The following is an 18955-nucleotide window of genomic DNA, read 5'->3' on the forward strand; positions in this document are numbered from 1 at the left end:
GCCCGCGTGGCGCCGGGCAGGCGTAAACCAACCCAACAAGCAAGCAGCGGCCAAGCGGAACACCCTGCCGCAACCCGCGCTTGCCGACCTCAGTAGGTCAGCACCCCATTGGCCGCCGACCCGGGCTTGTTGACGCACAACAGGTAGTAGCGGACGCTGTCGGCGAGCGCCTCCCAACTCGCCTCGACCACGTTGCGCGAGACGCCGACGGTTCGCCATACCTGACTGCCGTTGGTGGACTCAATCAAGACCCGCACCTTGGCGGCGGTGCCGTCCTTACCGTCAAGCACACGCACCTTGTAGTCCGCCAGGTGCATCTCGTCGATGGCCGGGTAAAACGGGCGCAACGCTTTGCGCAGGGCGTTGTCCAGCGCGTTCACGGGCCCGTCCCCTTCGGCCACCGCATGCACCACCTCGCCCGAGACGGACAGCTTGAGCACCGCCTCGGCCACGATGTCCTCCCCCGTCTGCTGACTCACGTGGATGCGCAGGGACTGGACCGTCAACACGTCTTCAAAATCGCCAAAGGCCCGCAGCAGCATTAATTCTTGCGACGCCTCGGCGCTCTCAAATTGGTACCCGAGGTGCTCCAGCTCCTTGATCTCGGCCAACAGCCGCCGCGTCTCGACCGGGCGTTCCTTGAGGTTGAGCCCGAGCCGCTCGGCCTGGTGCAGAAGGTTGGACACCCCGGCCAACTCGGACACCAGTACCCGCCGGACGTTGCCCACCTTTTCCGGCTCAATGTGCTCATAGGTGCGCGGATTGCGCAGGATGGCGCTGACGTGGATGCCGCCCTTGTGCGCGAAGGCGCTGTGGCCGACGAACGGCTGGTATCCGTGCGGAACGAGGTTGGCCACCTCGGAGACAAAACGCGACACCTCGGTCAGCCGCCGCACATGGTGTGGCGTGGGCAGACAGCGCAGGTCCAACTTCAGTTCCAGGTTGGCGATGATGGAAGTGAGGTTGGCGTTACCGCAGCGCTCCCCAATGCCGTTCATGGTGCCGTGGACCATGGTCGCCCCCGCCTTGATGGCGGCCAGGGTGTTGGCGACCGCCAACTCGCAATCGTTGTGGGCATGAATGCCGACCGGGATGCGGAGTGTGTCGGACACCGCCCGCACCGCGGAACGGATGTGATCCGGCAGGCTGCCGCCGTTGGTGTCGCACAGCGTCACCCAGTCGGCCCCGGCTGCCTCTGCCGTGCGCAGCACCTGCAGCGCGTATTCCGGGTTTTCCCGAAAACCGTCAAAGAAGTGCTCGGCGTCGAAGATCACCTCACGGCCATGCTGTTTGAGCCACTGGACCGAATCGCGGATCATCTCCAGATTCTGCTCCAGGCTGACCTGCAACGCCTCCCGCACATGCAAATCCCAGCTTTTCCCTACTATCGTCAACACCGGCGCCTCCGACGCCAGCAGGGCCTTGAGCCCTTCATCCTGCTCGGCCGACGAGGAGGGGCGGCGCGTGCTGCCAAACGCGGTCAGGCGGGCGTGCTGCAGGTTGAGCTCCGTGCGCGCCCGTGTGAAAAACTCGTGGTCCTTCGGATTCGCCGCCGGAAATCCACCTTCGATATACGTGATGCCCAGTTCATCCAGCTTGGCGGCAATGCGCAACTTATCGGAAACCGACAGGCTCACACCCTCCGCCTGGGTGCCGTCCCGCAGCGTCGTATCTAATAGGGCGATACGCTCCATTCGACTTGCTCTCCTCTCCCAAATCGCCTTTCCCAAACAAATCTGTCTTTTCTCCGCTGTCCCGTCTCCGCCTGAACTCAGCACCCCGGCGAGCGCAGCGATTGTAAGGATTCCTATTCTCCACATAGTACCGGAAGTTTGTGAGTTCTGGCAACCGAAGGCCCATCGCGCCCCTGCGCTCATATTCCATAGGCTCCTGTTTACACATCGGCCCGCTTCCTGGTATGATGGGTTCGCTTTGTTGAAAACTGTTTTCTATAAATCGAGAGCGGGGAATCGTCTATGTGGGTCATCTTTCTACTCTGCGTCATCGCTGCGTTCGCCGATGTCATTGGTGGGGCCCTGACCGTGTTCAAACGGTTGACCGACAAGCAGGCGATGCTGGTCACCAGCCTGGGCGCTGGATTTCTGCTGGGGGCGACGGTGCTGGACAGGCTTCCTGACGCGATGGACGCGCTGCCGGCCACCGCTCCGGTCTACATCCTCGCCGGCTACCTGAGTCTCCTTCTAATAGACAAGTACGGCGCCGGCCACCAACTGCACGCGCACAACCACGCGCCAGCCGGGCCGATAGCCCGGACCGACGCCTACCTCATCAACCCCAGGGCGGCTCTGGTCTCGTTCGTCGGCCTGCTGTTCCACACCTTCATGGACGGCGTGGTCATCGCCGGATCGTTCAACATCAGCCTGTCCACCGGCATCCTCATCTTCTTCGCCATCGCGCTGCACAAAATCCCGGAGGGGTTCAGCATGGCCAGCATCAGCCTGGCCGCCGGCACGTCGCGCAAACGCGCCTTTCTGACCGCTTTCGGCCTGGCGCTCTCGACCATCTTTGGCGCCGCCGTGACCCTGGAAATTGGCGCCCTGGGCCCGTCATCGGTGGCCATCTTGATGGCCCTCGCCACCGGAACGTTCTTGTACGTGTCGACCACCGACATGATTCCCGCCATCCGCGACCGCGGACCAGCGGCCATTTTCCCCATCATCGTCGGCGTCGCCTTGTTCTACGTCTCGCTGCGGCTCATCCAGCATGTGGGCTTGAGTTAGCCGGCCGGGGGCGGTCCCCAGCCCCCAAAGGCACCGTCGCGTCCTCCAGGCTTTGCGCCAACTCGGCCTCCATCTCGGCGTACACCGCCGCGTCCCAGCCCAGCCAATCCGCCATGCACGCCAGCACCCCGTCGCGATACCGCCGCACCCCATCCATGTCGAAGTACATCATCCCAGTGCGGCGGACGAAAAAGTCGCTCGGCTTGACCACCATCTCGGCCTCAAGTCCGTACACCAGGCGCGCATACAGGTCCCGCGGCAGCCCGTACGATTCCGCTTGGCCGCCCGCGTCCGCCAGCACAGCGAACACCTTGTCTGTGTTCGATCCGTACGTTTGCGCCACCTGCAGCGCCGCGTCCCAATCCAACCCCAGCCGCGCGCCTTCGTCCGCCATGCGCGCGACAAAGCCGGGAAAACGGGCAGACCCGCCCACGTCCCCGCCGGAATACGGGATGTGCGCCGTGCTGCAGTCAGGAAACGGGCCCACCCCCGCCTTGGCCAACTCCCGCGCGACGAGACTGACCACCTTGTCAGCCATTTTGCGGTAGCCGGTCAGCTTGCCGCCGGCAATCGAGATAAGCCCAGACGGAGACACAAACACCTCGTCGCGGCGAGAGATCTCGGACGGACTTTTGCCCGCCTCGTGAATCAATGGCCTCACCCCGGCCCAGCCGGATTCCACATCGCCGGAAGTCAGGTGCACGCTGGGGAACATGAAGTTCACGCAACGGACGAGGTAGTCCACATCCTCCACCGTCATCCGCGGCCGCGCCAGGTCGCCGTCGTAATCGGTGTCGGTGGTCCCGACGTACGTCTTGCCGGCGCGCGGCATAGCAAACACCATCCGCCCGTCCGGGACGTCAAAGTAGACCGCGTTTTGCAGGGGGAAACGGCTGCCGTCCACCACGATGTGCACCCCTTTGGTGTGATGCAGCGTCTTCCCAGACTTGGACCCGTCCCACTCGCGGAGTTCATCGACCCACGGTCCGGCGGCGTTAACCACCTTGCGCGCCCTCACCTCGTGCCGGCGACCGGTTAACCCGTCGCACACCGTGGCGCCGACCACGCGCCCGTGCTCGTACAAAAGCCGCTCGGCGCGCGCGTAGTTGACCGCAATCCCGCCTCGTTCCACCGCCGCCTTGAGAATCTCCAGCGTCAGCCGCGCGTCGTCCGTCCGGTACTCGACGTAATACCCGGCTCCGAGCACATCCGGCCGCAATAGCGGCTCCTTGGCCAACGCCTCCTTCCTGCGCAGCATTTTCCGCCGCTCATGGCGCCGTACGCCCGCCAACCGGTCGTAGAGGAAAATCCCGAACGAGGTCGTCCACCAGCCGTAGGTCCCGTCCGCGAGAATGGGCAGGAGCATCCAGATGGGGGTGGTGATGTGCGGCCCGTTTTCGTAGACAATCGCCCGTTCTCGGCCAACCTCCGCCACCAGACCGACCTCCAGCTGCTTCAGGTAGCGCAGCCCGCCGTGTACCAGCTTGCTCGAGCGGTTGGAGGTGCCGGCGGCAAAGTCCTGCATCTCGACCAGGGCGGCCCGCATCCCGCGCGCCGTCGCATCGAGCAGAATTCCCGCCCCGGTGATGCCGCCGCCGATGATGAGGACGTCGAACAGGGAATCTGAAAGCTGCGTGAAGAGAGCGGATCGGGAAGATACAGAAAAAGGCGTCGACACCGCGCATCACTCCTTCCAGGGATAACGTTGAAAAAGACAAAAACCACAGCGCCTTACGCAGCCCGCGCAAAGCCCGTGGCTTTCTCCGAGGTCTCAACCGAGTTATGAACTTGTCCGCAAGGCGGTCATGCGTCTGTCGCCCCGCTTGTCAGCGGAACGCCCGCGCCGCCTGCACTGCCTTCTGCCACCCATTATACAGCGCCGCCCGCCCGTCGTCATCCATCTTGACAGCAAACACCCTCTCCATTTCCCAATTGTGGGCGATTTCATCCCGGCTCTCCCAAAACCCGACCGCCAAGCCGGCCAGGTATGCGGCCCCGAGGGCGGTGGTTTCAAGCACCCGCGGGCGTTCCACCGGGACGCCGAGGATGTCCGCCTGAAACTGCATCAGGAAGTTGTTGGCCGCCGCGCCGCCGTCCACCCGCAGCCGCTTGAGGGCAATCCCCGAGTCCGCTTCCATGGCGGACAGCACGTCCTTGGTCTGGTAGGCGAGCGATTCCAGCGTGGCGCGAATCAGGTGCTCTTTTTCCGTCCCCCGCGTCAGCCCGAACACCGCACCGCGCACGTCGCTGTCCCAATATGGCGTCCCGAGCCCAACAAACGCGGGCACCACGTACACGCCGCCGCTGGATGCAACCTTCTGCGCGCAGATTTCGCTTTCGGCCGCCGTGCGAATCAGGCGCAACCCGTCACGCAGCCACTGGATGGCCGATCCGGCCACAAATATGCTCCCTTCCAAGGCGTACTCGACGCCCCCGTCCAGCCCCCAGGCGATGGTGGTCAACAGGCCATGGCTGGAGGTCACCGCCTGGCTTCCGGTCTGCATCAGCATGAAGCACCCAGTCCCGTAGGTGTTCTTGGCCATCCCCGGCTCAAAGCAGGCCTGCCCGAACAACGCCGCCTGCTGATCCCCAGCGACACCGGCAATCAGCACCCGCTCCCCAAAAAACAGCGCCGACTCTGTGTAGCCAAAGTGCGCCGAAGACGGTTTCACCTCCGGCAGCATCGCCCGCGGCACGTCCAGGATGGCCAGCAGCTCGTCATCCCAATCGAGTCGGAAGATGTTGTACAGCATTGTGCGCGAAGCGTTGCTGTAATCGGTCACGTGCGCCTGTCCGCCGGTCAGCTTCCAGATGAGCCAGGTGTCGATGGTGCCAAACAGAAGCTCTCCCCTCTCCGCCCGCTCCCGCGCCCCGGGCACGTGCTGCAAAATCCATTTCACCTTGGTGCCGGAGAAGTACGCGTCAACCACCAGGCCGGTCTTCCCGTGGATGGTGGATGCGAGCCCCTGGGCGCGCAGGTCGTCGCAGATGTCGTCCGTTTGCCGCGATTGCCAGACGATGGCGTGGTAGACGGGCTGACCGGTGCGCTTATCCCAGACTACCGTCGTCTCCCGCTGATTCGTGATGCCGATAGCAGCAATCTGCGCCGCCGACACAGCGTGGGCCGCCAGCACCTCGGAGATGACGCTTTCCACGGAGGCCCAGATCTCCATCGCGTCATGTTCAACCCAGCCGCTGTGCGGAAAGTACTGCGTCAACTCGCGCTGCGCCATGCCCACCATGCGTCCCTGATGGTTGAACAAGATGGCGCGCGAACTGGTGGTCCCTTGGTCAATCGCGAGAATGTATCGATCCGTCATGTGAGTCCCCCTTTACCGGCGCCTACTCCAGCTCCCACAACTCCTGCTGCGACGTGGTCACGGCCGCCGCCCCGGCTGCGAGGGCCCGCTCCACGTCGTCCCGCGTGCGAATGAAGCCGCCGGCAAGCAAGGGCACCTGCACCCTGGCCTTGATCTCCGCCATCACGTCGGCCAGGACGCCGGGAATCACCTCGACGAAGTCGGGCGTGGCCGCCGCCAGCAGCCGCAGACTGGTGTCGAGCGACTGCGAGTCCAACAAAAACATGCGTTGGATGGTCGTCAAGCGATGCTTGCGGGCCACGGCCAACACGCTCGAATGGGTGGAAATCAAGCCGTACGGGCGGATGTACTGACACAGGAACTGCGCCGCCGCCTCGTCGTGTTTCAGGCCTTGAATCAAGTCGGCGTGCAGCAGCACCCGCTTTTCCTGTTGGCACGCCAATCGAAACAAGGGCGGCAATTGGGCCAGGTGCGTCTGCAGCAGGATGATGTATGTATGCCCGGACGACAGGAGCCGCTCAAAGTCCTTCACGGTCTTTGCGGCTGGTATCACACGCTGACCGCCAAACGCAGATGCGCTCACTGCAGGCCACCCCCAACGGCCCGTCATCACCAAGTCTATTTGTGATTTGCATAAACCAAGGATAATCCAGCTTCACAGAAAAGTGTAGCCGAAAGGCCTCGCCCGCAGGAGTGATGGACGCTGAAACCACCGCCGGACTGTTGCCAAAGGGACGAAGGAAAGCCAAAACAACAAGAGCCGCTGGCGGATGCGGCTCTTATCCATTCGCATGGCGTGCTGGGTTCGCGACAGGCGGGTGTCTACCACCACAGTCCCAGCCCCAACAGCGTAAAGATGATGAGAAAGGAAACGGCCCAACGCCCCCAATAGGCGCCTGGATAACCCCAGCCATACCCACCGCCATACGGCCCGTAGCCGGAAGCCAAGACGGCGTCAATGCGCTTCTCCTCATCGGCCTTGAGGCTCTCGGTGGCAAATTGGGCCGGGATGTATTGACGAGGCGACAGGACGATGGCATGCCGCTGCGTCACTCGTTCCAAGATTCCGCGGTGGACGCCGTACGGTGTAGAAAATTGCACCCATTGTCCAACGTATCGCTCACAGTCGCGCTGGCTGCACATGATAAGCTCACCCCCCATCGCGTGCTTGCTCCAGGGTACGCAAGCCAACGCCACCAGGGGACGGTGGATGTCCATGGGCGGGGCACCATGTTCCCAAAAGGCCCTTGGTTCCACAAGCTTCGCCGGTCCGTTTGGAATCAGTCCGAGCCCACAGGCGGAAGTGGCGTCTGGGCACGTGCCTCCCGCCATACGGACAGGCCGCAACCGACGGCCGCGCCGACACCCGCTCCTATCAGGACGCTGAAACTGCCGAGATGAACCTGGGCGGATGCGACGGCAGCCAGGGCGCCGGAGACCGCCGCCGCGAAATGCGGCACCGTCCGTTCCCCCAACAGGATGAGCGCCAAGAACAGCGCCGGCAGCGCAAAACTCAGGATGTTAGCCACCGGTTCCGGAATCACGGCACCCACACCAAGCCCAGCGGCCGTCCCGGCGAGCCAGGACGCGTAACAGGCGAAGGTGAGCGACAAGTGGCGGGCTGGCTCCGGCGGATGCGCCCGAACGCGGCCGGATGCCAGGGCGAACACCTCATCCGTGAGCCCAAAGGCGGCCCATAGCCGCAGCCGCTCAGGCCAGGCGGACAGTGCCGGTCCGAAGGCAGCGCCGTACAGGAAGTGGCGCAGATTCACCAGCAGCACGCTGGCCGCCGCCGGCAATGGCGGAACACCGGAAGCAGCCAGGCTGACCAGCATGAATTGGGCACCGCCCGCGTAGACCAGAGCCGAAATGAGAAATCCCAAGATGGGTGGCACACCGCTCGTGGAACAGACGACGCCAAACGTGGCCGCAATCGGAAAATAAGCCAAGATGATGGGGGAACCATCCCGAAGGCCAACCGCGACCTGCCGTCCCAGGGACAGCGGCATCCCACCATCCGCAGGCACCTCCCCGGCCGTAGCCTCCCCGCCTACCGCAGCCGCCTCCGCGGCCAATCCATAGGAGGCCACGCCGGGTGCCGAGGCAGCGGCCTCCGATGGGTTCATACCCGCATGACCGACACCAGAATTAACCTTGGGTTTGTTGTCTGTGCTCCCCTCTTCCATCGCGGGCACGCCTGGATACCTCACTTCTGCCACCGCCACTCCCCCCTTGGTCCAACGTGTAGGCCCCACACAACGGGCTCTGCGCCTTGTCGCACCTCATCCGAGCGTGACACGGCCCGAAACCACTCCGGCCAGGGCATACGCCGCCACCCCGACGCCGACGGTCCATAACAGCTGCCGCGTCCACCAGGCGGCCAGAACTGTCGGTATCGCCGCCCACAGGGCCGGGTTTCGCCACGGCGCGACCGACGCTCCGGTCGACCACAGCATCGGGCCGACGAGCGCGCCCAACACCGCCGGCGTCACAAACGCCATCACCCGTTTGAGCCAACCTGGCCACACCAGGCGACTGCCAAAACTGAGCGAAACGGCGCGAATCAGATAGGTGCCGAGTCCCACGCACAGCACTTCCCAAAACAACGGATGCACAAAGGGCGCCCCCTTGAACCTCGGGATCGTATAACATCTATTTGTATGTTATAGTATACAAGAACATCGGTACGGAGGGAATTCCCACATGGAGACAGAGAAGTTATCGGCACATATCGGACAGGCGCTGCGGCGCCTGCGCAAACAGCGGGGCTGGTCGCTGGATCAGTTGGCAGCCGCAAGCGGCGTCAGCAAACCGATGCTGGGCCAAATGGAGCGCGGGGAATCCAACGCGACGGTGGTCACCCTGTGGAAGGTAGCGAAAGGGCTGCGCGTGCCGTTTTCGGCGTTGCTCCAGGACGTCGAGGAACCTGCCGTGAACTTGGTGCGCCGGGCGGATCAGCCCGTGGTGGCGGATGACGACGGGCAATACGTGGTGCGCAGCGGGTTGGCCATTCCATCCCGACATCCGGTGGACCTCTATCAAGCCCGGCTCTCCCCCTTAGCCACTCATGAAGCCGACAGACACGGTGCTCACGTACGCGAAGCGGTCTGGGTGCAAACCGGGGAACTCGACCTCAGCGTGCTGGGCGAGACCTTGCATCTGCAAACGGGGGACGCGGCCCACTTCCTAGCCGACGCCCCCCACACGTATCACAACCCGTCCGCGGATAAGTTCTGCGAATTCCTGATCATCATGACTTACGAGCAGGTCCCTTGATGGGCCCCGCAAGGCTTGGGGTTTTATCCTTGATGGCCGCTTGTGAACCCCAGCTGGCGAACGGACTGGGCAGCCACCTATGACCAATGTTTGGCGAGAAATTCGTCACGCCCGGACGCCGACCGATAACGATGGTAGTGTTCCGGGTTCTTGCGGTAAAACCCCTGGTGGTATTCCTCCGCCTCATAGAACGGGCCGGCAGGCAGGATGGGAACGACGATAGGTTTGTCGAACCGGCCGCTTTTCGCCAGAGCTTGCTTGGAGGCTTCCGCTTTTTCGCGTTGCTCTTCATTGTGGTAGAAGATGGCCGTGCGGTAAGAAGAGCCGCGATCAACGAATTGCCCGCCGTTATCCGTCGGATCTATCTGTTGCCAGTATAGTTCCAGCAGCCTCTCGTACGGGAACACCGACGCATCAAACGTGATCTGGACCGCCTCGACGTGGCCTGTGGTCCCGGAACAGACCTCTTCATACGTTGGGTTCTCCTTGTGGCCGCCTGTGTATCCGGAGACGACCTTCAGAATCCCAGGCTGCTCCTCAAACGGCTTCACCATGCACCAGAAACAGCCGCCGGCAAAAGTCGCCACTTGCATGCGGTCTGTACTTTCCGTCATGTCTGTCCCCTCCTTGCTGCGCCCCATTATGGCACATTCCGAGTCCATTTGCACCCCGAAAAGGCGGCACCGCACCCACTCCCGGGGCGTGCATAAACGCCCGCTTTGCATGCAACAATATCCCTGTTGGACCAGAAAATTCCTCACCCTCGCCGAGGTGATGCGCCGTGTTGCCTGCCCTCCTGTCTGCGCTCTGCAGCGCCTTGTTTGCCGCCGCGCCTCCAGTAGCGACCTGTCCGATTTCGGCCGCCTGGAGGCCGGCCGCGACCTGTGCGACGGCCTCGCACATTCCGGATGCCCGCCTGCTTGACTCGGGGACGCGCCACGCGCCGGTCAATCGTTCGCCGCAGATGAGTGACACAACCCCCGAGTACGCGCGCTGGGGAAAGATTGCGGTCGATAGGACGGCCACCCGCTACCCGAACGCACGGGTGGTCGATTACCTGCACGTAGGCCGCAGGACTCTGAGCGAAACCCGGGCGGTGGAGCGCTTCAAGCTGTGGTTGCGCGGAGGCGGCAAGGAATTCGGGGTCTATGTGGACGTCACATTCAACCCGAAAACAGAACAGTTGATATCGGTCGCTTTTCACGAGACGGCTCACTGAGCAGCGGGGGGTAGACGCGGTAAGCCCCCCTCCGCCCCCCACGGGTCACCTTTCGGCTGGGAAGATTGCGCTCGGATGGGGAGCTCAGCAGAGCTCGGCCTGCACGTATTCGGACAGTTGCCCGGCATCCGAAATCGTGCTGACTTTTTCCACAAAGTCCGCATGCATCAGGCGGCGCGCCAGTTTAGCCAGCATCTGTAAGTGTTCATTGGGACTGGCTTCGGGTACCAAAATCATGAACAAGACGGACACCGGCTGACCGTCCATTGCCCGCCAATCCACCGGTTGGGCTATACGACCGTAGATGAGTGTCGGCTCGGTGACGGCCGCCGATTTTCCGTGCAGAATGGCAATGCCATGGCCAAAACCGGTGGTTCCCTCCGTCTCCCGCTGCAACACCGCCGCCACCACGGTGTCCACGTCACGGACGCGTTTGAGGCGCGCCGCTTGTTCGACCAGATAACGGACGGCCTCCTCCCGGGTAGCGCCGGGAACGTCAAAGAAGACAAACTGTTTTTCCAGCATACCTCGCATCTCTCCTTTTCAACACGCACAGTGCCCTTCCGCACCAGGCCCTCCGTGCCGTCCACTTATCCGCTTTCACACACTGGTTGACACGCTTTCATGGTACACCATATAATGAGCCCAATCAATCATATTCATCTATATTCAATCATAATCAATCAGTACAACGCGTTATACCACGCCTATTCACTCGCTAGTTTGATTGAATGAACTCGATTTCCGTCCGTCCCGCGTACAGTCTCGATGGACACGGAGGGTTGGACAACCCCGGAGAAAAGAGGGACGCAACATGTTTGCCGACGAACGCAAAGCACTCATTATGGCGCAACTGCAAGAGCGGCACAGCGTCTCTGTCGCGGAACTGGCCAAACAGCTGACCGCCTCGGAGTCGACGATACGCCGGGACCTGCAGGACTTAGAAGAACAGGGCCGGCTCAAACGCACGCACGGGGGCGCAGTGTCGATTGAAGTGGCCGCGTTTGAACCGTCGATTCAGGAAAAGAGTGTGCAGAACCAGGTGGAAAAGTCCATTATCGCCAAGGCGGCCCAATCATTCATTCAAACGGGCGACACGGTGCTGTTGGACGCCGGCACCACCACGTTGCAGATAGCTCGCCAGTTTGCCGGCCGCGGCGTCACGTTCATCACCAACAGCCTCGCTATCGCTGACGAGCTGGCGAATCGGATGGACATCCAGGTCCTTCTGCTCGGAGGCGAATTGCGCCCCACCACGGGCGCGATGGTCGGCCCGTTTTGCGAGCAGATGCTGGCCCGCCTGCACGTCGACATCCTGTTTTTGGGGGCCAACGGCATTGACGCAGAGCACGGCGTGACAACCCCCAACGTATCGGAGGCCGCGACCAAGTCGGCGATGATCCGCGCCGCGAGGCGCGTCGTCCTGGTGACCGACCACAGCAAGTTTGATCAAACCAGCCTGGTGCAGGTCTGCCCCCTCGGCGCCATCGACACCCTTGTCACCAATGCGGAGGTAGGAGGAGACCTGCGGCAGGCTCTGCTGGAAAACAAGGTTGAAGTCGTGGTGGCCAAACGCAACAGCTAGGAGCGAGACAGATGACTGAACACCCAGGTTTTCAATCCAGCCCAGCGCCCGCCGCCATCCGTCCGGGCGCGTTCACGGAAGCTGCGCTGCCCGTTCGGGCCACGGCGACGGATGGACGCGAGCGGCACCAACACCCGATGGATGGCGGGGCCGCGGTCGTGACGGTGACCGTGAACCCGGCCATGGACCTGTTCCTGCAGGTGGACCGGCTGGTGCCGGGGACCCTGCACCGCGTGCAACAACCGCTCCCGTATACGGGCGGTAAGGGCATCAACGTCACTAAGGCCCTCCATACGTTTGGCATTCCGACCGTGGCCACCGGCTTCCTCGGGGGCAGCCGCGGAGCGTGGATTGAACAGGAACTCCGGGAGAGCGGCATCTCCGCCTCGTTTGTATGGACGCACGCGCCGACGCGGGTCAACGTCAAGGTGACCGAGGCGGACGGGCGGTTGACCGAGTTCAACGCGTCCGCCCCCGGCTTCTCCGGCGCCGACTGGCGGTCTCTGGAAGATCACCTGGACAACCTGACCGCACCCGGCGGCTGGCTCGCGCTGTGCGGCAACCTACCTGAGAGCGCCAATCCGGACTGGTACCAAGGTCGTATTGAATGGGCGCGGGCCAAGGGCCTGCATACCGTCCTGGATGCCAGCGGCGAGGCGCTGCGCCGAGGCATAGCCGCCACGCCCGACGTGATTAAGCCGAATCTGACGGAGTTAGAAGAATACGTCGGAGACAAGCTGATCTCTGTGAAGGAGGTGGTTCGAGCCGCTGCCCGGCTGTGTGAACAGGGCATCCGTTTCGTGGCCGTATCCATAGGGAAGAGCGGCCTGGTGGCGGTGACGCGCAGCGAACGCATCTGGGCGCATGTGCCCAAGGTCCCTGTGGTATCCAGCGTCGGCGCCGGAGACACGGTGGTGGCAGGCATCGTCTACGGACTTCATCATCAATTCTCACTTGCCGACACCGCCCGCTTCGCCGCCGCCGCCGGAACAGCCGCCGTACAGACGGACGGATCGAGGAGGCCGCTTCTGCAAGACGTACAGGCCGTCATCCCGCAGGTGGAACTGGAATCTCTCCCACAACCGTAAACGAGGTGAGGAGCATGATAAAGTTGGTTGCCGTGACCGCATGCCCGACTGGCATCGCGCACACGTATATGGCCCAGGAGGCCCTGCAACAGGCGGCCAAAGCCGCCGGTTATGAGATCAAAGTGGAGACACAAGGAGCCTCCGGCGTCGAACAGGCGCTGACCGAGGAAGACATCGACCAAGCCGACGCGGTCATCATTGCGGCGGACAAGAAGGTGGAACTCGAACGGTTCCTAGGAAAGCGGTTGCTGGAGACTTCCGTATCCAGCGCCATCAAGAACCCTGCGCAGTTGATAGCCGACGCCCTCGAGCAGCCGGTATACGGCGCCAAGAGAGACACGGACGCCACCGGAGAATACTTGGAGCGCATGCAGCGGGAAAAGGCGCAGCGCAAAGCACAAATGCCAGCCGGCTACAAACACCTGATGAACGGCGTCTCGCACATGCTGCCGCTGGTGGTGGCGGGCGGCATCTTCATCGCCTTTTCGTTTGCCATCGACATCGACAACAAAGCGCCGCTGGCGCAGGCGTTCATGAACATCGGCAGCGGGTCGGCATTTGCCCTGTTTGTCCCGATTTTGGCAGCCTACATCTCCATGTCCATCGCGGACAGGCCGGGGCTTGCTCCGGGTCTTGTAGGCGGGTGGATTGGCACGCAGGGCGCCATGTATGGCGATCCGCACGCCAGCGCGGGTTACCTGGGCGGCATCATCGCGGGCTTCTTGGCGGGCTACGTGACCAAGTGGCTGCGCGACTGGATTCGCCTGCCGAGAACGCTCGAAGGAATCAAACCGGTTTTGATTCTGCCCGTGCTGTCGGTGGGCATTGTCGGGCTGCTGATGATTTACGTGCTGGGGCGGCCTATTGCCTGGTTGATGCAGGCCATGACCAACGGGCTCGCGCACATTGGCGCAAGCGGATCGATAGGATTGGGACTGTTGCTGGGCGCCATGATGGCGTTTGACATGGGTGGCCCGGTCAACAAGGTCGCATACTTCTTCGCGGTCGGTCTGCTCGGCACGCATACGCACGAGGCGGAGGTCATTATGGCAGCCGTGATGGCGGCGGGCATGACGCCCCCGCTCGGCCTGGCGATTGCGACCTTTGTCAACCGCAGGAAATTCTACAGCGAGGAGCGGGACGCCGGCAAGGCGGCGCTCATCCTCGGGCTGTGCTTCATCACCGAGGGAGCGATTCCGTTTGCCTCGAACGATCCGTTCCGTATCATCCCGAGCATCATGGTTGGTTCTGCGGTGACCGGGGCGCTGACGATGACGTTTGGCGCCACCCTGCCGGCGCCGCACGGCGGCGTGTTCGTCTTCCCGTTGATGGGGAACCTCGGCTGGTACTGCGTCTCCATTCTCATTGGCGCCCTCGTCACGGCGTTGTGCGTGCTGGCTCTCAAGAAAAACGTGGTGGAGGCTTGAAAAAAGAATCAAGGCAAGCGGTCAAGGCGGCGCACATTCCAGCATAGATTCCGGAACGGCCGCTAGGCACCGACGTACGCAAGACGTCCAAGCAGCCGCAGGCAGGGACAGCCTCCCTCGCCTGCGGCTGTAGTTGCTCCGTGGAGCCAAGCAATAGATTACCATCATGAGTATACTTGCATCCTGTCAGGATAGATGACGGAATTTTCCTCGGCTCTATTGCTCATTTTCGCACTTCCCGCTCACTGCAACTGTTTGCCGAGTTCCTCGACCTTCGCCCGACTCAATCCGGTGGCCTTCACGATGACGTCCACGCTCACGCCCTCCGCCAACAGGTTGCGCGCGACTTCTTCCCGGCCCTCTTCCCTGCCTTCCTGATACAACTCCTCGACAATCTTGGACACTCTCCGCAACTCCCTTCGCAACCGCGCCCGCTGCACATCCGTCAATGACGGGGCGCCGAGCACCAGGATTGCGCTCACGACCAGGTCCCTCTCCGCCTCGTCCGATAGGGCGGGTACAAGCGTCAACACCCGCTCAAACGCCTCTGCCGCGTCCCTCACCTTCATGTTTAACGCCAGTGCAAGGCGGAGTCGGTCACCAGGCTCCCACTCTCCCGACCACACGTGCCCCTCCACCTGATCCAGTGCCTTATCCCCGTCCAAATTGGACAGGAAGACGTTCTCCACCTGATACAGTGCAGTTCCAATGTCGAGTGTTGCGGAGGCGCTGGTTACACTCGCATGATACAACACCACCGTCCGAATGCGCGCCATGTGTTGACGCGCCAAGCGGGCGTCGTACTCAAGAAAGCGGTGCAGCGTTGGCTCACGATAGCTCTGAAACTCCAGGTGGAAAACACAACCGTCGCGCATACGCCAAGCCTTGTCTATCCGCAGCGTATTCGCCGGCAGTTCTGTCGGCAGGGGCGACTCCAGTTCCACGCCACGAACACCGAGCACGTCCAACGCACCGTCGGACAACGAACGGGTGAGAGCCTTCATCACCGTATCCTGTCCCGCCATACGTACACCTCTTTATGTGAGTGTACGCCGGGATCGCCGGCCGCTCAATGACGTTCAGGGAAGCTTGCGCAACCTTAGTAAAAGTGCAGGGGAAGGCGGCCTGTCGGGTCCGCGCCGCTCCGGCAGACTCCAGTACGGTCCGACGCACGCCGGCACTGTCCGACCAGGCCGGACCAATGCGGTCCGACGAACTTCGATGCCTTCCGATGCGCCCCCATTATCGCCTGGCGGCCGCCCTTGCCGCCGACTCGAGCCCGAGGGCCTTCGCGACGCGCTCGCCGTAGTCTGCGTCGGCACGGTAAAAGTGCGGCAGCATCCGCTCCTGGATGGCGCGATCCGCCTGTCCCAGCGAGGCCGCGATGTTGTCAATCAAGTCTTGCCTTTCCGTCTCCGCCAGCAACCGATACAAATCGCCGGCCTGCGTGTAGTCGTCTTCGTGGGCGTCGGGGTGAGCCTGGGCCCAGCCATCCACAGGCAGCGGCGGCGCCTGGACGGAACGGTCCTCCACCGGTCCCTGGAAGCTGTTCGGCTCGTAGTTGACCTGACCTCCGCCGTTGGCATCAAAGCGCATGTACCCGTCCCGCTGGTAGTTGGCCACGGGAGCGAGGGGCCGGTTGACCGGCAGCAGGTTATGGTTGACGCCAACCCGGTAGCGGTGTGCGTCCGCGTACGCGAACAGTCGGCCCTGCAGCATCTTGTCCGGCGAGAAGCCGATGCCGGGCACGATGTTAGCCGGAGACAAGGTCGCCTGCTCGACCTCCGCGAAGTAATTCTCCGGGTTGCGGTTGAGCACCAGGCGCCCCACCGGAATCAGCGGGTAGTCCTTGTGCGACCACACCTTGGTCACGTCAAACGGATCGAATCGATAGCTGTCCGCGTCCGTCAGCGGCATGATCTGCACGTACAGCCGCCACACGGGATGGTCTCCGCGCTCTATCGATTCATACAAATCGCGCGTGGCATGGTCTGGGTCCTCCCCGGCGATGCGGATGGCCTCTTCGCGGCGCAAGTTCTGAATCCCCTGCTCGGTCTTGAAGTGGTACTTGACCCAGACCGCCTGCTTGTCGGCGTTGTACCACTGAAAAGTGTGGCTGCCGTACATGTGCATGTGGCGGTACGACCGCGGCGTGCCGCGGTTGGTGAACAGGATGGTGAGCTGGTGCATGGCCTCGGGAGAGAGCGACCAGAAGTCCCAGACCGCGTTGGGGTCCTTCAGGTTGGTGGCCGGGTTGCGCTTTTGCGAGTGGATAAAGTCCGGGAACTTGAGCGGATCGCGGATAAAGAAGACGGGCGTGTTGTTGCCGACAATGTCGTAATTGCCGTCTTCGGTGTAGAAACGGATGGCGTTCCCGCGCGGATCGCGCTCGGCGTCGGCTGAGCCTTTCTCCCCGGCGACGGTCGAAAAGCGGATGAAGACCGGTGTCCGCTTGCCGACCTGGTTGAGAAACTTGGCGCAGGTCCAGCGGCTTACGTCATGCGTGACCTCGAAGTACCCGTACGCTCCTGCCCCTTTGGCGTGCACGACGCGTTCCGGGATGCGTTCGCGGTTGAAATGGGCCAGTTTCTCCAGAAGATGAACATCCTGCAGCAAGACCGGCCCGCGCACGCCCGCTGTTTGAGAGTGTTGGTTGTCAGCCACAGGCGCACCAGAGGAAGTCGTGAGACGATATGGTTCCTGCATAGAGACACCTCCAAATAATTTATATTTAGACTGAATCTAAATTTATATATAAGATACATCCTGGAACGGATTTGTGCAAGGGCGCTGGACGTCATCCCGTGCAAGGGCTAAGATAGGCGTGATGCGTGCAACGCGGCGCCATGGGCAGCGCCGACTTTTTTGGGAGGCCGCGGGATGAAACAGTACCTGGATTTATGTCGGACCATTCTCCAGCACGGCGTCAAGAAGGAAGACCGCACCGGAACGGGAACGCTCAGCATCTTCGGCTACCAGATGCGCTTCAACCTGGAGGACGGGTTCCCGGCCGTGACCACCAAGAAGCTGCACCTGCGCTCCATCATCTATGAGCTGTTGTGGTTTCTGCGCGGAGACACCAACATTAAGTACCTGCATGACCACAAGGTGACCATCTGGGACGAGTGGGCGGACGAAAACGGCGATCTCGGCCCCATCTACGGCAAACAGTGGCGATCATTCCGCGGCGCCAACGGCAAGACGGTGGACCAGATTCGATGGGTGACGGAAGAAATCAAGCGCAACCCCAACTCCCGCCGTCTTGTTGTCAGCGCCTGGAACCCGCCGGAGCTGGATGAGATGGCCCTGCCGCCGTGCCACGTGCTGTTCCAGTTTTACGTCGCGGACGGCAAGCTGTCGTGCCAACTCTACCAGCGCAGCGCCGACACGTTTTTGGGTGTGCCTTTCAACATCGCGTCCTATGCGCTGTTGACGCACATGGTCGCGCACACAACCGGGTTGGGCGTGGGTGAGTTCGTGCATACCCTGGGCGACGCGCACATCTACCTCAACCACCTGGAGCAGGTCCAGCTGCAGTTGCAGCGCAACCCTCTGCCCCTGCCGAAGTTGGTGCTCAATCCGGAGGTCAAGTCGATTTTCGACTTCCAGTACGAAGACATCCAACTCGTCGGGTACCAATCCCACCCGCCGATTCGCGGCGAGGTGTCGGTATGAAGCCGGATGCCATCAATCTGGTCGTCGCCTACGCGAACGGGCGGGTCATCGGCAAGGATGGCGGTATCCCCTGGCACCTGTCGGACGACCTGCGCCGCCTGCGGCGCTTGACCCTGGGGCACACGGTGGTGATGGGTCGGCGCACCTACGAGTCCATCGGCCACCCGCTCGACCAGCGCTTGAACGTCGTGTTGACCCGGGATACACGCTTCCAACCCGATGGGGTGCGCGTCCTGCACGATCCGCTTGAGGTCCAAAACCTCCCTGGCGAGGTGTTCATCCTCGGCGGATGGGCCCTCTACGAATGGTTTCTGCCGCGGGCGGACCGGTTGTACATCACACGGGTGCACGCCGACTTCGCGGGCGACACGTTCTTTCCAGAGTGGGATACCGCAAAGTTCCGCCTCGTCTTTGAGGAACCAGGCCGCGTGAATGAAAGCAACCCGTACCCGCATACCTTCTTGGTTTATGAACGGATCAAACCCGAGGGGGAGTGGACGAATTCCGCGCACCGGCCGAGCGCCCTCGCGGCCGGGGTGTGCAGAGCCGGCATGCCGCTGCCGACACCGATGTAAGTTGTGGAAACGTCCTCGACAGACGTGGCAGCCGGTCACTTACACTCCC

General features: G+C 62.4%; 18 protein-coding genes and 1 pseudogene. 8 read left to right on the top strand and 11 right to left on the bottom strand.

Annotation, left to right across the window (positions count from 1 at the left end; all coding sequences use genetic code 11):
• Positions 1-89: 89 nt before the first annotated feature.
• Positions 90-1694: a citramalate synthase gene (gene cimA / locus AK2_RS10215; RefSeq protein WP_067933965.1), complete on the bottom strand. Its 1605-nt coding sequence runs from the start codon at positions 1692-1694 to the stop codon at positions 90-92.
• A 282-nt stretch (positions 1695-1976) separates the two neighbouring features.
• On the opposite strand from cimA, the gene AK2_RS10220 reads away from it, so the two are divergent.
• A complete protein-coding gene (locus AK2_RS10220; protein WP_067933967.1) occupies positions 1977-2741 on the top strand; it encodes a ZIP family metal transporter in 765 nt (254 codons plus the stop codon).
• Here the strand turns inward: AK2_RS10220 and AK2_RS10225 are convergent.
• The 6 genes from AK2_RS10225 to AK2_RS10250 form a co-directional block, all read right to left on the bottom strand.
• A complete protein-coding gene (locus AK2_RS10225) occupies positions 2716-4419 on the bottom strand; it encodes a glycerol-3-phosphate dehydrogenase/oxidase (protein ID WP_067933969.1) in 1704 nt (567 codons plus the stop codon). The two genes, AK2_RS10220 and AK2_RS10225, sit on opposite strands and share 26 nt — an antisense overlap.
• A gap of 148 nt (positions 4420-4567) precedes the next feature.
• Positions 4568-6061: a glycerol kinase GlpK gene (gene glpK, locus AK2_RS10230; RefSeq protein WP_067933972.1), complete on the bottom strand. Its 1494-nt coding sequence runs from the start codon at positions 6059-6061 to the stop codon at positions 4568-4570.
• Positions 6062-6083: 22 nt separating this feature from the next.
• Positions 6084-6671 carry a glycerol-3-phosphate responsive antiterminator gene (locus tag AK2_RS10235; RefSeq protein ID WP_067934052.1) on the bottom strand — a complete coding sequence of 196 codons (588 nt, stop codon included), beginning with the start codon at positions 6669-6671 and terminating at the stop codon, positions 6084-6086.
• A 212-nt stretch (positions 6672-6883) separates the two neighbouring features.
• Positions 6884-7279, bottom strand: a complete 396-nt coding sequence (locus AK2_RS10240) for a hypothetical protein (protein WP_245632860.1) — start codon at positions 7277-7279, stop codon at positions 6884-6886.
• A 62-nt stretch (positions 7280-7341) separates the two neighbouring features.
• Positions 7342-8280 carry an AzlC family ABC transporter permease gene (locus AK2_RS10245; RefSeq protein ID WP_067933975.1) on the bottom strand — a complete coding sequence of 313 codons (939 nt, stop codon included), beginning with the start codon at positions 8278-8280 and terminating at the stop codon, positions 7342-7344.
• Positions 8281-8343: 63 nt separating this feature from the next.
• On the bottom strand, positions 8344-8676 hold the full coding sequence (locus tag AK2_RS10250) for an AzlD domain-containing protein (protein ID WP_067933978.1): 333 nt from the start codon (positions 8674-8676) through the stop codon (positions 8344-8346).
• A gap of 88 nt (positions 8677-8764) precedes the next feature.
• Here AK2_RS10250 and AK2_RS17650 point away from each other — a divergent pair, with 88 nt between their 5' ends.
• Positions 8765-9337, top strand: coding sequence for a helix-turn-helix domain-containing protein (locus AK2_RS17650; RefSeq protein ID WP_067933981.1), 573 nt, complete (start codon positions 8765-8767; stop codon positions 9335-9337).
• Positions 9338-9417: 80 nt separating this feature from the next.
• On the opposite strand, the pseudogene msrA reads toward AK2_RS17650, so the two are convergent.
• Positions 9418-9951 (bottom strand): annotated as a pseudogene (gene msrA, locus AK2_RS10260) (peptide-methionine (S)-S-oxide reductase MsrA); the annotation flags it as partial.
• 167 nt (positions 9952-10118) lie between these two features.
• Here msrA and AK2_RS10265 point away from each other — a divergent pair.
• Positions 10119-10556: a YqzG/YhdC family protein gene (locus tag AK2_RS10265; protein ID WP_067933985.1), complete on the top strand. Its 438-nt coding sequence runs from the start codon at positions 10119-10121 to the stop codon at positions 10554-10556.
• A gap of 84 nt (positions 10557-10640) precedes the next feature.
• On the opposite strand, the gene AK2_RS10270 is transcribed toward AK2_RS10265, so the two are convergent.
• A complete protein-coding gene (locus tag AK2_RS10270) occupies positions 10641-11081 on the bottom strand; it encodes a PTS sugar transporter subunit IIA (RefSeq protein WP_067933988.1) in 441 nt (146 codons plus the stop codon).
• 289 nt (positions 11082-11370) lie between these two features.
• On the opposite strand from AK2_RS10270, the gene AK2_RS10275 reads away from it, so the two are divergent.
• From AK2_RS10275 to AK2_RS10285, 3 genes are read left to right on the top strand one after another with little or no spacing between them, the layout of a single operon-like run.
• Complete coding sequence (locus tag AK2_RS10275) at positions 11371-12141, top strand: DeoR/GlpR family DNA-binding transcription regulator (RefSeq protein WP_067933990.1); 771 nt, start codon at positions 11371-11373, stop codon at positions 12139-12141.
• Between the two features lie 11 nt (positions 12142-12152).
• Positions 12153-13229: a 1-phosphofructokinase gene (gene pfkB, locus AK2_RS10280; RefSeq protein ID WP_067933993.1), complete on the top strand. Its 1077-nt coding sequence runs from the start codon at positions 12153-12155 to the stop codon at positions 13227-13229.
• Between the two features lie 14 nt (positions 13230-13243).
• Positions 13244-14656: a PTS fructose transporter subunit IIC gene (locus tag AK2_RS10285; protein WP_067933996.1), complete on the top strand. Its 1413-nt coding sequence runs from the start codon at positions 13244-13246 to the stop codon at positions 14654-14656.
• A gap of 242 nt (positions 14657-14898) precedes the next feature.
• Here the strand turns inward: AK2_RS10285 and AK2_RS10290 are convergent, their stop codons facing one another.
• Together AK2_RS10290 and AK2_RS10295 are read right to left on the bottom strand one after the other, a co-directional pair.
• Positions 14899-15681 carry an Rpn/YhgA-type helix-turn-helix domain-containing protein gene (locus AK2_RS10290; protein WP_067929154.1) on the bottom strand — a complete coding sequence of 261 codons (783 nt, stop codon included), beginning with the start codon at positions 15679-15681 and terminating at the stop codon, positions 14899-14901.
• 217 nt (positions 15682-15898) lie between these two features.
• Complete coding sequence (locus AK2_RS10295) at positions 15899-17362, bottom strand: catalase (RefSeq protein ID WP_067933997.1); 1464 nt, start codon at positions 17360-17362, stop codon at positions 15899-15901.
• A gap of 174 nt (positions 17363-17536) precedes the next feature.
• Between AK2_RS10295 and AK2_RS10300 the strand changes: the two genes are divergently transcribed.
• Together AK2_RS10300 and AK2_RS10305 are read left to right on the top strand one after the other, a co-directional pair.
• Positions 17537-18331 (top strand): thymidylate synthase, encoded by a 795-nt coding sequence (locus tag AK2_RS10300; protein WP_067934000.1) that lies wholly within the window; start codon positions 17537-17539, stop codon positions 18329-18331.
• The gene (locus AK2_RS10305) at positions 18328-18906 is read left to right on the top strand and encodes a dihydrofolate reductase (RefSeq protein ID WP_083521074.1); all 579 of its coding nucleotides are present in this window, start codon (positions 18328-18330) and stop codon (positions 18904-18906) included. Before AK2_RS10300 ends, AK2_RS10305 begins: the two co-directional genes overlap by 4 nt.
• Positions 18907-18955: the final 49 nt, after the last annotated feature.

The organism is Alicyclobacillus kakegawensis NBRC 103104 (assembly GCF_001552655.1).
GTDB classification, from domain to species: domain Bacteria; phylum Bacillota; class Bacilli; order Alicyclobacillales; family Alicyclobacillaceae; genus Alicyclobacillus_G; species Alicyclobacillus_G kakegawensis.